Source organism: Maribacter confluentis (assembly GCF_030505015.1).
GTDB classification, from domain to species: domain Bacteria; phylum Bacteroidota; class Bacteroidia; order Flavobacteriales; family Flavobacteriaceae; genus Maribacter; species Maribacter sedimenticola.
Genome location: NZ_JAUKUC010000001.1, coordinates 1,111,672 through 1,127,081, shown reverse-complemented (window position 1 = coordinate 1,127,081; position 15,410 = coordinate 1,111,672). Strand labels below are relative to the sequence as shown.

At 39.9% G+C, this 15,410-nt stretch carries 13 protein-coding genes and 1 tRNA gene; 13 read left to right on the top strand and 1 reads right to left on the bottom strand.

What is annotated here, in order from left to right; genetic code table 11:
• The 8 genes from Q2T41_RS04935 (at position 1) to Q2T41_RS04900 (ending at position 8,290) form a co-directional block, all read left to right on the top strand.
• Complete coding sequence (locus tag Q2T41_RS04935; RefSeq protein ID WP_089262330.1) at positions 1 to 1,203, top strand: FtsW/RodA/SpoVE family cell cycle protein; 1,203 nt, start codon at positions 1 to 3, stop codon at positions 1,201 to 1,203.
• On the top strand, positions 1,190 to 2,278 hold the full coding sequence (gene murG / locus Q2T41_RS04930; RefSeq protein ID WP_304435165.1) for an undecaprenyldiphospho-muramoylpentapeptide beta-N-acetylglucosaminyltransferase: 1,089 nt from the start codon (positions 1,190 to 1,192) through the stop codon (positions 2,276 to 2,278). The genes Q2T41_RS04935 and murG overlap by 14 nt, the downstream gene beginning before the upstream one ends.
• Before the next feature lies 1 nt (position 2,279).
• Entirely contained in the window at positions 2,280 to 3,632 is a 1,353-nt protein-coding gene (gene murC, locus Q2T41_RS04925) for a UDP-N-acetylmuramate--L-alanine ligase (protein ID WP_304435164.1), read from the top strand.
• A complete protein-coding gene (locus Q2T41_RS04920) occupies positions 3,622 to 4,341 on the top strand; it encodes a cell division protein FtsQ/DivIB (RefSeq protein WP_304435163.1) in 720 nt (239 codons plus the stop codon). The genes murC and Q2T41_RS04920 overlap by 11 nt, the downstream gene beginning before the upstream one ends.
• Positions 4,342 to 4,348: 7 nt before the next feature.
• Positions 4,349 to 5,692, top strand: coding sequence for a cell division protein FtsA (ftsA, locus tag Q2T41_RS04915; RefSeq protein WP_089262322.1), 1,344 nt, complete (start codon positions 4,349 to 4,351; stop codon positions 5,690 to 5,692).
• Positions 5,693 to 5,736: 44 nt separating this feature from the next.
• Positions 5,737 to 7,635 (top strand): cell division protein FtsZ, encoded by a 1,899-nt coding sequence (gene ftsZ, locus Q2T41_RS04910; RefSeq protein WP_089262320.1) that lies wholly within the window; start codon positions 5,737 to 5,739, stop codon positions 7,633 to 7,635.
• A 90-nt stretch (positions 7,636 to 7,725) separates the two neighbouring features.
• Positions 7,726 to 8,169: a GatB/YqeY domain-containing protein gene (locus Q2T41_RS04905; RefSeq protein WP_304435162.1), complete on the top strand. Its 444-nt coding sequence runs from the start codon at positions 7,726 to 7,728 to the stop codon at positions 8,167 to 8,169.
• Positions 8,170 to 8,216: 47 nt separating this feature from the next.
• Positions 8,217 to 8,290 (top strand) — tRNA-Arg (locus Q2T41_RS04900).
• A gap of 56 nt (positions 8,291 to 8,346) precedes the next feature.
• Here the strand turns inward: Q2T41_RS04900 and Q2T41_RS04895 are convergent.
• Positions 8,347 to 8,748 carry a hypothetical protein gene (locus Q2T41_RS04895; protein WP_304435161.1) on the bottom strand — a complete coding sequence of 134 codons (402 nt, stop codon included), beginning with the start codon at positions 8,746 to 8,748 and terminating at the stop codon, positions 8,347 to 8,349.
• An 18-nt stretch (positions 8,749 to 8,766) separates the two neighbouring features.
• Between Q2T41_RS04895 and Q2T41_RS04890 the strand changes: the two genes are divergently transcribed.
• The 5 genes from Q2T41_RS04890 to Q2T41_RS04870 all read left to right on the top strand — a co-directional run bounded on the left by Q2T41_RS04890 (position 8,767) and on the right by Q2T41_RS04870 (position 15,358).
• Positions 8,767 to 9,021, top strand: coding sequence for a hypothetical protein (locus Q2T41_RS04890; protein ID WP_304435160.1), 255 nt, complete (start codon positions 8,767 to 8,769; stop codon positions 9,019 to 9,021).
• A 131-nt stretch (positions 9,022 to 9,152) separates the two neighbouring features.
• The gene (locus tag Q2T41_RS04885) at positions 9,153 to 9,638 is read left to right on the top strand and encodes a GbsR/MarR family transcriptional regulator (RefSeq protein ID WP_304435159.1); all 486 of its coding nucleotides are present in this window, start codon (positions 9,153 to 9,155) and stop codon (positions 9,636 to 9,638) included.
• 22 nt (positions 9,639 to 9,660) lie between these two features.
• The gene (locus Q2T41_RS04880) at positions 9,661 to 10,782 is read left to right on the top strand and encodes an efflux RND transporter periplasmic adaptor subunit (RefSeq protein WP_304435158.1); all 1,122 of its coding nucleotides are present in this window, start codon (positions 9,661 to 9,663) and stop codon (positions 10,780 to 10,782) included.
• A gap of 21 nt (positions 10,783 to 10,803) precedes the next feature.
• Positions 10,804 to 13,944 (top strand): efflux RND transporter permease subunit, encoded by a 3,141-nt coding sequence (locus tag Q2T41_RS04875; protein ID WP_304435157.1) that lies wholly within the window; start codon positions 10,804 to 10,806, stop codon positions 13,942 to 13,944.
• Complete coding sequence (locus Q2T41_RS04870) at positions 13,934 to 15,358, top strand: TolC family protein (RefSeq protein ID WP_436798781.1); 1,425 nt, start codon at positions 13,934 to 13,936, stop codon at positions 15,356 to 15,358. Before Q2T41_RS04875 ends, Q2T41_RS04870 begins: the two co-directional genes overlap by 11 nt.
• Positions 15,359 to 15,410 lie beyond the last annotated feature (52 nt).

The window sequence follows — 15,410 nt, the reverse complement described above, 5'->3', positions numbered from 1 at the left end:
GTGTTGAACATATTTCAAAATATAAAAGGGGATAAAGCTATTTGGGCCATTGCGGCACTATTGGCATTGTTCTCGTTTTTGCCCGTGTATAGTGCAAGTAGTAATCTGGTCTATGTAGTGGGCAACGGTACCACCGTTGGCCATTTGGTAAAGCATGCTATTTTGCTCTTCTTGGGTTTTGGAATTATATATGCCGTACATAGAATACCCACTCATTTCTTTAAGGGCCTGTCCATGATCGCATTGCCAATTGTGGTGGTATTGCTCGTATTTGTATTGGCTCAGGGAACATCCGGTGGTGGCACCAATGATAGCCGGTGGATACGCTTGCCCATAGTGGGGTTTGGATTTCAACCTTCTAACTTGGCGGCAGTTGTATTAATGATCTATGTGGCCAGATATTTTTCTAAGGTTAGGGAGATTCAGATTACTTTTAAGGAAAGTATTCTGCCTTTATGGTTACCGGTGTTCTTGATCGTTATGTTGATTTTGCCCGCTAATTTTTCAACGGCCGCCATTTTGTTTTCCATGGTAATGATCCTATGCTTTCTGGGCGGTTATCCAATGAAGTATTTGTTGGGTATAGTGGGTGCAGGAATTTTGTTCCTTTCTATCTTCATAGTAACGGCAAAGGCATTTCCAGATTTGTTTCCCAATAGGGTAGATACATGGATGAGCCGTATAGATAGCTTTTCCAATCCTGAAAATACAGAGGCCAATTACCAGATAGAACGTGCAAAGATTGCAATTGCAACAGGGGGTGTGGTAGGAAAAGGGGCCGGTAAGAGTATTCAGAAAAACTTTTTGCCACAGAGTTCGTCAGATTTTATTTATGCCATAATTGTGGAGGAATATGGTCTGCTAGGTGGCTTTGGCCTAATGCTTTTCTATTTGTTCCTATTGTTCCGCATTGTGGTCGTTGCCAACGGGGCCTCTACCGTGTTTGCTAAATTATTGGTATTGGGGGTTGGTTTGCCCATTGTTTTTCAGGCAATGATCAATATGGCGGTAGCTGTAGAACTTTTTCCCGTAACCGGACAGAATTTGCCTCTGATCAGTAGTGGTGGAACCTCAAGTTGGATGACCTGTTTGGCCATAGGCATCATATTGAGTGCAAGTAATAAAAGTATAGTGCAAGAAAGTATGGCCGAAGACGATATGGATGAAACGAACCCTTTAGAGATATTAAGTGGGCAATTATAGATTCATCTTGTCCGGTGGCGGTACCGGCGGACATATTTACCCGGCAATTGCCATTGCCAACGAACTGAAGAGAAGGTATCCTGATGCCGAATTTTTGTTCGTAGGGGCAAAGGACAGAATGGAGATGGAGAAAGTGCCGCAGGCAGGATATAAAATTGAAGGATTGTGGATAACAGGGATACAGCGAAAACTGACCCTTAAAAATCTACTTTTTCCTATAAAATTGATAAGTAGTTTAATGAAAGCAAACAGCATTGTATCGAAATTTAAACCCCATGCCGTAATTGGTACAGGTGGTTTTGCCAGCGGTCCATTATTAAAAATGGCTACCGTTAAGGGGGTACCTTGTTTGCTGCAAGAGCAGAATTCATTTGCCGGTATTACCAATAAACTATTGAAGGACAAAGTGGAAAAAATCTGTGTAGCCTATGATGGTATGGAACAGTTTTTTCCAAAAGATAAAATAGTAAAAACGGGTAACCCTGTACGTTCAGATTTGGTTACGCTAAACGTAACAAAGAGCGAGGCGTTAGATTATTTTGAATTGGATTCTAATAGGAAAACGCTATTGGTATTGGGGGGTAGTTTAGGTGCTAGACGTATCAATCAATTGGTTGCGGACAACATGGCATATTTTGAATCATTGGGGTTACAGGTAATATGGCAATGTGGAAAAGGGTATTACGATACGTATAAAGGAAATCAGTCAGCAACTATAAAGGTTCATGCTTTTTTAAACTCGATGGATAAGGCCTATGTAGCGGCAGATTTTATTATATCAAGAGCTGGAGCAGGTGCGGTATCAGAATTATGCTTGGTTGGGAAACCTACATTTTTTATTCCGTCACCGGTAGTAGCGGAAGACCATCAAACAAAAAATGCATTGTCATTGGTTGGTCATGATGCAGCCGTAATGATACGGGAAAGTGAGCTGGACGAAAAGTTTAAAGGCGAGTTTGAGGCAGTACTGAACTCTGCTGAAAAACAAGCAACATTATCAAAGAACATTAAAGCATTGGCATTACCAAATGCAACTGCCGATATCTGTGACGAAATAGAAAAAATAATAAGATAAAATGAATTTAGCGCAAATACATAACGTGTATTTTATAGGCATTGGAGGCATAGGTATGTCCGCCTTGGCGCGTTATTTTGCATTTATAGAAAAATCGGTGGCCGGGTATGACAGAACCGAAACGCCACTGACCAAGGAATTGGTCGCTGCCGGTATGGAAATCCATTACGAGGATAATGTTGCCCTAGTACCGGATAAGTATCTTAACAGTGCACATACATTGGTGGTATATACCCCAGCGGTACCTTCACAGCATACGGAATACCAATATTTCTTGGCCAATAATTTCGACATCAAAAAAAGGTCGGCGGTACTTGGGTTGATTACCAAGGATTCGTTTTGCTTTGCGGTTGCCGGAACCCATGGTAAAACTACGACATCGAGCATTTTGGCACACCTTTTAAAAGAGTCCGGCGTTTCGTTAACTGCCTTTTTGGGAGGTATTTCAGAAGATTTCAACAGTAATTTTTTGTTAGAGGGAACGGAATTTTCTGTAGTTGAGGCAGATGAATTTGATCGTTCCTTTATGCAACTATCGCCCAATGTAGCATGTGTCACCTCTATGGATGCCGATCATTTGGATATTTATGGTAATGCCGGGGAATTGGAGAAAACCTTTATTGATTTTACCAAAAGAATTAAACAGGGCGGAAAACTTTTCGTTCGTAACGGGTTGCCTTTACAGGGGTATACTTATGGAATAGAAGACGATTCGGATTATTGTATCCGAAACATAACAATAGAACGTGGTACCTACATATTCGATTTGGAGACCCCCGATGCCACGCTGAAAGGGGTTGAGTTCAACAAGCCCGGCAGGCATAATTTGCTGAACGGTTTGGTTGCTTTTGCGATGGCGATGGAATCTGGTTCCCCACCACATCGCCTTGCTAAAGCATTGGCAACATTTAAAGGAGTGCAAAGGCGTTTTTCGTATCAGCTAAAAAATGAGGAGTTTGTTTTTATAGATGATTATGCGCACCATCCTACGGAAATCAATGCCGTTTTTGAGGCAATCTCAGAAATGCATCCCCATAAAAAAGTGTTGGCTATTTTTCAACCGCATCTGTACTCCAGGACAAGGGATTTTGTGGACGATTTTGCAAAAAGTCTTTCACGGTTTACAAATATATTGTTGTTGGATATTTATCCTGCACGGGAAGAAGCAATACCCGGGGTAGATTCCCAATGGTTGCTGAGCAAGATAACAAGCGGCAATAAGGCTTTAATTTCAAAGGAACAAATCATTCCTCGAATAAAAGCTGAAAATCCAGATGTATTGGTGACCATGGGTGCTGGGGATATTGGTTTGGAAATAGTAAAAATTAAAAAAGAAATGTCATATGCGATTTAATTGGAATTACATAAAGTTGGCGGCTTTAGTTCTGGTAATCATGGGGTTATATGCGTTTTCCAATGCAAGAAACAGTGCCAAGAACGTAACCGGTATGAAGGTAAGTTTTGTTGGTGATCAGAATCTATATCTTACTGAAGGGGCGGTTAATAAATTGTTAATACAAAAATACGGGGGCCTACAAAATGTGCCCAAAGAAAATATAGTTTTGAATACTGTAGAAAAGGCCATTGAGGCCAATGAAATGGTGAAAAGTGCCCAGGTCTATCTAACTATAGATGGTGAGCTTAATTCAAAAATTGTTCAGCGCAAACCAATCGGACGCATAGAGGGGTATACAAAATTTTATTTGGATGAGGACGGAAAGCGTATGCCACTTTCCAGTAATCATTCAGCAAGAGTTCCCATAATAACAGGCAATATCAGCGGTAAAAGCCTTGAGGATGTCTATGTCATATTGGAGCATATAAATGCTGACGATTTTTTTAGAAAAACCGTGGTAGGTATTCATATCAAAAGCGAAAACGAATACCAATTGCGATTAAGGCTTAACGATTTTGTAGTGAATTTAGGCGGTATTGATGGTTTGGAGGGGAAGTTCAGCAATTTTAAGGCGTTTTATGCCAAGGCTACCAAGGATCAAACCTTGGAGGATTATGCAGAAGTAAGTTTAGAATTCAATAACCAGGTGGTGTGCACTAAAATATAATTTAAAGATGGAACAAACTAAATATTCGGTCGGTCTAGACATTGGAACAACAAAGATCGTTGCCATTATTGGTAAGCAGAATGAATACGGTAAGATAGAGATTTTGGGTATCGGTAAATCCAAGAGTTTGGGTGTACACCGTGGTGTGGTAAACAATATTACACAAACCATAAAATCCATTCAGCAGGCCGTAGAAGAGGCAGAGGCCAATTCTGGTCTTAAGATCGGTTCTGTTGTGGTGGGTATTGCCGGGCAGCATATTAGAAGTTTGCAGCACAGCGATTATATCACCAGAAAGGATTCAGAGGAAGTCATCAATGAAGAGGATGTGGATACACTATGTAATCAAGTGCACAAATTGATTATGTTACCTGGTGAAGAAATCATTCATGTATTACCGCAAGAATACAAAGTGGATGGTCAGGCAGAAATTAGGGAACCTATTGGTATGTACGGTGGTCGTCTAGAAGCCAATTTTCATGTTGTGGTAGGCCAGGTGGTATCCATAAAGAATGTGGGCCGCTGTATTAAGAGCGCAGGTCTTGACTTGGGCAACATTACCTTGGAGCCATTGGCATCGTCAGATGCGGTTTTAAGCCAAGAGGAAAAGGAAGCTGGGGTTGCATTGATAGATATAGGTGGAGGTACTACTGATCTTGCAATTTTTAAGGACGGGATCATTAGGCATACTGCCGTAATTCCTTTTGGTGGTGGTGTCATTACAGAAGACATCAAGGAGGGCTGTAGCATCATAGAGAAGCAGGCAGAGCTGTTGAAAACAAGATTTGGCTCGGCATGGCCAGGTGAGAATAGGGATAATGAAATAGTTTCCATACCGGGATTAAGAGGTAGGGAGCCAAAAGAAATTTCATTAAAAAACCTTTCTAAAATAATTCATGCACGTGTAGTTGAAATCATAGAACAAGTTTATGTTGAGATCAAGAACTACGGTCATGAAGAACAAAAGAAAAAATTGATCGCAGGCATTGTTTTAACGGGTGGCGGTAGTCAATTAAAGCACTTAAAGCAATTGGTAGAATACATTACGGGTATGGATACACGAATAGGGTACCCCAATGAGCATTTGGCCGGTGATTCCGATGAAGAAGTGGCCAGTCCCTTGTACGCAACCGCTGTTGGTCTTTTAATGAATGCCATTAAGAACCAAGAGAAGGTAAAGTTGACTAAGGAAGAAATTCTTCAGGAGCAAGAGCAGGAAAAGGAAGAGGAATTGGTATATGCAGAGGGAAACCAAACGGTCGTTAATCGCCCGGATGTTCATAAGGAACGTAAATCCGTATTTGACAAATGGACCGAAAAATTAAAGGAATTCTTAGATAACGCAGAGTAGCAATAGCATAGAGCAACATAATACAAACCAGTAATAATTAGAATATGAGTAAGAACAGCGAATTTGATAATATCTCTTTTGATTTGCCAAAGAATCAAAGTAACGTTATAAAGGTCATTGGAGTAGGTGGTGGCGGTAGCAATGCCATTAACCACATGTTCCAGGCAGGAATTAACGGAGTGGATTTTGTAATCTGTAATACCGACTCACAAGCTTTGGATAATAGTCCGGTGCCCAATAAGATTCAATTGGGCGTTTCGTTAACGGAAGGTTTGGGTGCTGGTGCCAATCCTGAGGTTGGGGAACAGGCCGCCATGGAAAGCATGGAGGAGATAAAGGGTATGTTGGATTCTACGACAAAAATGATATTCATTACTGCTGGTATGGGTGGGGGAACAGGAACTGGTGCTGCTCCCGTCATTGCAAAATTCGCAAAAGAAATGGATGTTCTTACCGTTGGTATCGTAACCATGCCATTTCAGTTTGAAGGTAAAATGCGTGTAGACCAAGCGCATCGCGGTATTGAAAAACTACGTAAAAATGTTGATTCGCTGATTGTTATTAACAACAATAAACTAAGGGAGGTATATGGTAACCTTGGTTTTAAAGCTGGTTTTTCCAAAGCGGACGAAGTATTGGCAACGGCCGCTAGGGGTATTGCAGAGGTAATTACGCATCACTATACACAGAATATAGATTTACGTGATGCCAAGACCGTATTGTCCAATAGTGGAACCGCTATAATGGGGTCCGCTATTGCATCTGGATCGGCACGTGCCAACGAAGCGATCATGAAAGCATTGGATTCGCCCTTGTTGAACGATAATAAGATTCAAGGAGCTAAAAACGTATTGCTGTTAATCGTTTCTGGGGCTCAGGAAATTACGATCGATGAAATTGGAGAGATCAACGATCATATCCAAATAGAGGCAGGTTATGGCGCCAACATCATTATGGGTGTCGGTGAGGATGAAAGTTTAGGAGAGGCTATTGCCGTAACGGTAATTGCCACGGGTTTTAATATAGAGCAACAGGATGATATTGTAAATACGGAGTCAAAAAAAATCATCCATACCTTAGAGGACGGCCAACGTGCCGAGGCAATGTTGCTATCCAATACCAAAACCGTACATACCTTGGAGATGGATGAGGAAGAGGAGGAAGTAAAGCCCGTATCTAAATATCAATTTGTTGACGAAGCGGAATTTGATTTGATACCTACCACGAACTACATTAAGAATTTTAATGTGTTTTATGAGGAGGTAGTGGCAGAAAACGTCTCCGAAGATGATTTTGTAATCGTAGATACTGCCGCAAGAAATATTGAAGTTGTAGATCCAGAGGTTTTAAAGGCCAGAGATCATGACGAGGAAATTGCCTTTAATTTTGATATGCCATCCAGGGAAGAGGAAAAAGAGAATGTTATCACCTTTAACCTTAATGATGAAGTTAAGGATTTGGACGTCAAGGATAGTATAGAGATCATTCCTGTTCTGGAATATAATAAAAATGGGGAAAAGCGCTATAGCCTAGATGACTATATGAAATTGGAAAGCAAGCTGACCGGTGCAAAGTCTAAGGCAGAGGAATTTGAACCGAAAATAGTGGAGGACGAATTGATTTTTGAGAAGAGAACGGTTGCTCCAGTTAGGGAAGAAAGACCTACCGATGCTCCTTTAGATCCAATGGAAACTCCAATAGAGGAATTATTGAGGGAAAGGGCAGATGATCGTAGAAGAAAATTAAAGGATTATAATTATAATTTTAAAAATACAAAGCCAAGTTCCTATGATGAGAACAAACCGGCTTATCAAAGACAGGGAATTCATTTAAATGATGCCCCAAGGGAAAAGAAAATCTCTAGAACCTCGTTAAGCGATGATAGTAACGACGAGATCCAATTGCGTTCCAATAATTCTTTTTTACATGATAATGTAGATTAAGGAACGTAAATGGCACAGCTATTTTAAACCCGAAATCCGTAATGGTTTTCGGGTTTATTTTTTATCTTCGCAATCCAAAATATAAAAGCTATGGGTTTACAGCAAAAGGTTATGGAACAGTTGAAATTGGCTATGAAAGCCAAAGATTCGGTTGCCTTGGAATCTCTTAGAGCTATAAAGTCCGCTTTGTTGGTGGCAAATACCAGTGGTGGGGGTGAAATTACGGAAGATGATGAAATAAAAATAGTTCAGAAACTGGTAAAGCAGCGAAAGGATAGTGCAGCAATTTTTATAGAGCAGGGAAGACAGGATCTTGCTGATCCAGAATTGGCGCAAATTGCCGTTATAGAACAATTTTTACCGGAACAACTTACGGAAGAGGAAGTAGAGAAAGTAGTGGTACAGACCATTGATTCGGTAGGAGCTACCGGAATGAAAGACATGGGTAAAGTAATGGGTATTGTATCTAAGGAACTTGCCGGACAGGCGGATGGTAAATTAATATCTTCCATCGTAAAAAGAAAGTTGGCATAAACTAAATATAAAGAATGATACTTATCATTCGGTTTTAAATAGAAACTGGCTCCGTGGCGCAACTGAATAGCGCATCAGATTTCGGCTCTGAGGGTTGGGGGTTTGAATCCCTCCGGGGTCACTAGTAAAAAAGCCACATCTTTAGGATGTGGCTTTTTATATTATTGGGTCACAGACTTAATCTCTATTGATTTCTAAAATAGTACCGTCTTTTTCCATTAAGGATATTTCGTGTTTTGAGTAGCCAAAGTAAGTATCGGGATAGTTTTCCGGTTTATCTATTTTATAAATACGTGAACGTTTGGAAATCTCATAATCGTTCAACGAAAGAAACAGACTATCTTGGGTAATGCTTACCAATTTCATTGTAGAGTAATTTCCGTTATATACACGATACTTATAAATATCGCCAATTTCAGGTTCGGATAAATATAGCTTGGTGTTTAATTTATCTCTACCAGTTGTGTAAATTATTAAGCCAAAAAGGCATATTAAAAGTAAAAGTCCGGAAAACTGCCAAGTAGGACCTTTGACATTGCCTTTAATGTTTTTGTATTGTAGTTGTAGTTGATCGGGCATTTCCTTCGGTTTTAAAACTTGTTTGCAGTGACTGCAGAAGGAGTTTCCACTTTTTATAAATGGAAATACGGGAATCCAGAAAATATGAAAATGTTTCCGGAATATATTAATATAGATGGTGTCTTCATTCTTGCAATGTTGACAGTTAATATATCTGGTTTTTATACTGGCAATATTGGCCGAACCTGTTCCAAAAAATATCATAGTTCTAATTTATTGTGGGGAGAAAATTATTTATTAATAACGTATAAAGCCTTAAACTATTGTTTTTAATAGTATGTGCGGATCCAAAGAACCTAGCTTACCATGCTATTTCTATGGGAAAAATTAATTAACATATATTTATAATGATTGGTTCGGAACTTAACGAACTAAATTATAGTTTTGCTTTTTAAAATAATGTTATGGGTATTTGTTCACAGGAAAAAAAGGATTTGGTAGAAGAATTGGGTTTGTTCTTTCAGGCACGCCATAAGCTTACACCATTATCAGCTCGTATTTATTCTATCTTGGTTTTGACCTCTTCGGATGGGTATACTTTTGATGAATTAATGGAGATAACCCAAAATAGCAAAAGTTCCGTAAGTACAAACTTGAATTTGCTGGTTTCATTAAAGTTCGTTGAATACTATACTAGAACTGGGGATAGAAAACGCTATTTCAGAAACAATGGCAGTTATATTAAAAATATGCTACAAGAGCGTATGGAATCGGTATCCAAAGAGCTAAAGATTGCGGAAAAAGTAAATACCTTCAATAAGAACAACAATCCGGTAAAATATCAGGAAAAAGGATATATAGGCAGTATTTTCCTTACCTACCTACAATCAGAAAGAGACAATTTGGAACAAGCTATACTGAAAATTAATGAATTTCAAGACAAGAATTAATTCAATCCAACATATCAAAAAAATGAATAAAATAAAACTTTCTATAGTAGCAATACCATTAATCTTCTTTGTCGCATGTGGGGATGGGGGTAAAACCCAAGGGCCTTTGGCCGTGGCCAAGCCTTTTGAAGTAGTTACCATACCTACAAAGGATGTAACCTCTTATACTACATATCCAGCAAGTATAGAAGGTATAGTAAATAGTGAGGTCAGGGCCAAGATTTCCGGTTATATAACCGATGTTTTGGTAGATGAAGGTCAAAAAGTAAGAAAGGGAGAAGTGCTCTTTAGGTTAGAAACCCAATCCCTTTCACAAGATGCCGCCGCTGCAAGTGCCAATGTAAATGCGGCTCAAGTAGAAGTGGACAAATTAAAACCTTTGGTTGAAAAAAATATCATCAGTAACGTACAACTTGAATCCGCCAAGGCCAAGCTTCAGCAGGCCCAAAGTACCTACAATGCCGTAAATGCAAATATAAATTACGGTAACATTAAAAGTCCGGTGAATGGTTTTGTAGGTTCTATACGCTTTAGAAGAGGGGCGTTGGTAAGCCCAAGTGACCAGCAAGCATTGACCACCGTTGCTGATATAAGTGAAGTTTTTGCCTATTTCTCCATGAATGAAAAAGATTATTTGGATTTTATACAGGATACCGAAGGTAATGATATATCAGAAAAAATAAATAATCTTCCTAAGGTTAAGCTGGTATTGGCCAATGGTCGTGTTTATGATGAAGAAGGAACTATTGAGACTATAAATTCCCAAGTAGATGAATCTACGGGGGCAATTACGTTTAGGGCCAAATTTAAAAACACCTCAAGAATTTTAAGTAATGGCAATAGCGCCAAGATACAGATACCAAAACGTTTTAAGAATGTATTGGTGGTTCCCAAAGAAAGTACATTTGAACGCCAGGGAAGTACATATGTATATAAGGTTTCCGAAAAGGATAGTATGGCCGTTTCCACATCTATCTCTATTATAACAGCTGTGGATAATCTTTATTTAGTGGATGGTGGAATACAGAAGGGCGATGAAATAGTGGCGACAGGAGTGGATAAGATCAGGGGTGAAACCAAAATCATACCGCAACCCGTTGTCTTTGATAGCATAGCCACGCCAATGCAAAAAGTATTTAGATAAATACCCAAATACCAAAAGAACATGTTAAAAAAATTTATAGAACGTCCCGTTTTATCTACGGTTATATCCATTATTATCGTAATTCTAGGAGTCTTGGGGTTATATACGTTGCCCATTACCCAATACCCTGATATAGCACCACCCACTATAAACGTCAGTGCTAGTTATCCCGGTGCAAGTGCAGAGACCATATTGGAAAGTGTTATTATTCCGTTGGAAGAGCAAATAAATGGGGTAGAGGGTATGAACTATTTGACCTCTACGGCCACCAATAGTGGTACAGCATCCATTGATGTATTTTTCGACCAAGATGTGGACCCGGATATTGCGGCCGTTAATGTGCAGAACAGGGTGGCCCGTGCAAATGCATTTTTACCCCAAGCTGTTATCCAGACAGGGGTAACCACACAAAAGCAGCAGACCAGTGCATTAATGTTTTTGTCATTCTATAGCAGTAATCCGGATTATGATGAAACATTTATTCAGAATTACTTAAAAATAAATGTCATACCTGAATTTCAACGTGTTAACGGAGTTGGTAATGTTAACGTATTTGGCTCTAAGGACTATGCCATGCGTATTTGGTTGCAACCGGAAAAATTGGCCGCTTATGGACTTATACCATCAGATGTAACAGCTGTGTTGAATGAACAAAGTTTAGAAGCTGCGGCAGGTTCTTTGGGTGAAAATGATGGACAGGCCTTTAGTTACACCATTAAATATTCCGGCCGTTTTAAAACCGAGGAACAGTACAGCAATATTATCGTAAAAGCACTGGATAACGGACGTTTTTTACGGTTAGAGGATATTGCGGATATTGAATTAGGGGCACAATCCTATGCGTCCGGTTCTACGACTTCCGGCCATCCGGCAGTGAATATGGGTATTTTTCAGACCAAAGGTTCCAATGCCAGTGACATTATCAATGCCATAGAGGGTAAATTGGAAATCATAGAACAAAATATGCCAGAGGGTATGGAAATCTTTATCCCCTATAATACCAACAATTTTTTGAACGCATCTATAGAAAAGGTGGTCAGTACATTGATAGAGGCATTTTTATTGGTATTCTTGGTTGTATTTATTTTCCTTCAGGATTTCAGGTCCACCTTAATTCCTGCCATAGCGGTGCCCGTGTCCATTATAGGTACATTTTTCTTTTTAAATCTCTTTGGATATTCAGTAAACCTGTTAACCTTGTTTGCTTTAGTATTGGCCATAGGTATTGTGGTAGATGATGCCATTGTAGTGGTAGAAGCCGTACACGCAAAATTGGACGAAGGGGCACAGGATGCCAAAAAGGCCACTATTACGGCAATGAACGAAATATCAGGAGCTATCATATCCATTACTTTGGTCATGGCCGCAGTATTTATTCCGGTAACTTTTGTACAAGGTCCTACCGGGGTTTTCTATGAGCAATTTGGGGTAACCTTAATCGTGGCCATTATGATTTCCGCAGTAAATGCATTGACGTTGTCACCGGCATTGTGTGCCCTTTTGTTAAAGCCGCATAAAGAGGAACATGAAAAAAGCAAAAATTTTATACAACGATTCTTCGATGCATTTAACGCCGGTTTTAAGGCTACTACCCAAAAGTATGGTAAAGCGGTACATTTTTTATATAAGAATAAATGGGTAACCGCTGTCATATTGATTTTGGCCGTTGTGGGTATTTGGTGGTCATCTGGCAATGTCAAAACCGGATTTGTACCTGATGAGGATAGGGCCATTGTATTTATCAATGTAGAATTGCCTGCAGGTTCATCCATAGATAGAACCCATGCCGTTAATCAGGAACTGTATGCCAAGTTAAAACAAATACCTGGCGTTTTGGAAGGCTCTGTAATTGAAGGCCGAAGTTTTTTAGGGGGTTCGGGAAGTAATTATGGCCTAGGATTTGTTCGTTTACAGGATTGGGACGAACGTAGTACAGATTCATTGTCCATCCAGAATATTACCGCACAAATGTTTGGGGCAGCGGCTAGCATACCTGAAGCGAACATCATTTTCTTTGCACCACCTAGTATACCAGGTTTTGGAAATTCCGCAGGTGTAGAGGTAAACTTGTTGGACCAGTCCAGTGGCAGTTTTGAGGATTTGGATAAAACCAATCAGGAATTTATTGCCAAATTGATGCAGCGTCCCGAAATACAATATGCGCAGTCATCCTTTAACACTAAATATCCACAGTATGAGCTAGAGCTTAACGTACCCAGGACCAAAGAATTAGGAGTTTCCGTAAGCAGTATCTTTTCAACATTACAAGGATATATAGGAAGTATTTTTGCATCGGATTTTTCAAGGTTTGGAAAACAATATAGGGTCTATGTGCAGGCATTGCCAGAAGACCGTGCAGGAATTGGCAATCTAGACCAAATGTATGTAAGGACCAATGCAGGAGTAATGACGCCCATAACGGAGTTCATTACCATGAAAAGGGTATACGGTCCCCAATCTGTTACTCGGTTCAATCTGTTTAACTCTACCAAAATTACGGCGGCCACCAATCCAGGTTTTAGTACCGGTGATGCCATTGCGGCAGTGGAAGAGGTTGCGGCTACCCTACCCGTAAATTATACCACTGCCTATTCAGGTCTTACAAGGGAAGAAGTCAATGCAGGTGACCAGACGACGACAATCTTTTTATTGTCCTTGGTATTTGTGTACTTTTTATTGGCCGCACAATATGAAAGTTATCTCATCCCGTTTTCGGTTTTGCTTTCCCTACCGTTAGGGGTGTTTGGGGCATATTTCACCACTCAATTGGCAGGCCTTCAAAACAATATTTACTTTCAAATTGCCTTGATTATGCTTGTGGGCCTATTGGCCAAGAATGCTATTTTGATTGTAGAATTTGCCTTGCAGCGAAGGCGTGAAGGTATTAGTATCGTAAATGCGGCAATGCAGGGGGCAGAATCACGATTGCGTCCAATCCTAATGACCTCGTTTGCATTTATCCTTGGTCTAATGCCGCTGGTATTGGCAAATGGAGTTGGTGCCGCTGGCAACAGGTCTATCGGTACGGGAGCCGTAGGCGGGTTATTGATAGGAACCGTTACGGGAGTGTTCGTAATTCCCATTTTGTTTATTCTTTTTCAATGGTTACAGGAAAAAGTAAGTGGAGCCCCAAGTTCAAACCAATTAGAAAATGCAGAATAATTGTAAGCATATGAAATTTTCAAAGATTATAAGAATTACAAGCGTAATAATATTACCGTTATTATTGGTATCCTGCTTTTCGGCGAAAACTTATGAGCGTCCGGAAAGTGAATTATTGAACTCCCAATACTTTAGGACCGATTCATTACAAAAGGATAGTGTTTCTATAGCCGCCATTTCTTGGAAACAGCTATTTACGGACCCAGTATTGCAGGGATATATAGAAGAAGGCTTAACCAATAACATAGATATTAGGGAGGCCATTCAGCAAATTATGATTGCCGAGGCATATTTAAAGCAAGGTAAGGCAGGTTATTTGCCTACGCTAAGCGCTTCTGCACAATATACCCACAATGAGCTTTCTGCCAATAGTCAATTTGGAGGACAGTTTGATAGATTGGACCAATATCAATTAAGCGGTGGATTGTCTTGGGAAGCGGATATTTGGGGAAAAATAAGAAGTAACAAACGAGCCAATGAGGCTACATATTTACAATCCGTAGCTGCGCACAAGGCTGTAAAGAGCAGATTGGTAGCAAGTATAGCTTCGTTATATTATCAATTGTTAAGTCTGGATGAGCAGATTGCCATTACTGAATTGACCATAGCGACAAGGGAAAGCGGTTTGGAGACTACAAAAGCCTTAAAGGAGGCCGGAAATGTTACGGAAGTCGGGGTAAAGCAGACCGAAGCCCAATTGTATACCGCCCAAGCAATTTTAATCGATTTAAAGAACAATGTACGTTTATTGGAAAATTCTTTGTCCATTTTACTGGGAAGTGAGCCTAAGGATATTGCCCGTAGCAGTTTAGATGAACAGAAAATTTCTACTCCTTTAAAAACAGGAGTGCCATATGAACTTTTGGCGAATAGACCAGATGTTATAGCCGCGGAGTATGCATTGTTGAATTCCTTTGAACTGAGCAATGTGGCGCGTAGTAATTTCTACCCTTCTTTGACTCTGACCGCCAACGTCGGACTCCAAAGCTTGGATTTTGATAAGTTGTTTGATTCCAGTTCCTTATTCACCACCATAGTAGGGGGATTGACCCAACCACTATTGAACGGAAGAAAGATAAAGACCCAGTATGAAGTTGCCAAAGCAAACCAAGAACAAGCCAAGTTACAGTTTAAATATACATTGCTCAATGCATCCAAAGAGGTTTCAGATGCACTTTATTCCTATAATGCGGCATTGGATAAAATTAAGGTGAAACAAAAAGAATATGAGGCATATACCGTGGCCAGGGAATATTCACAAGAATTATTGGATAATGGTTTAGCCAATTATTTGGAAGTTTTGAATGCTAGACAAAATACCTTGAGTACCAACTTGGACCTTACCGGAACAAAGTATGCCAGGTTACAGTCTATAGTAGACTTATATGAAGCTCTAGGGGGTGGATGGCAATAATAGTTTTATACTCAAAAAAGCATTGGTTGACAGGAAGCCAATGCTTTTTTTT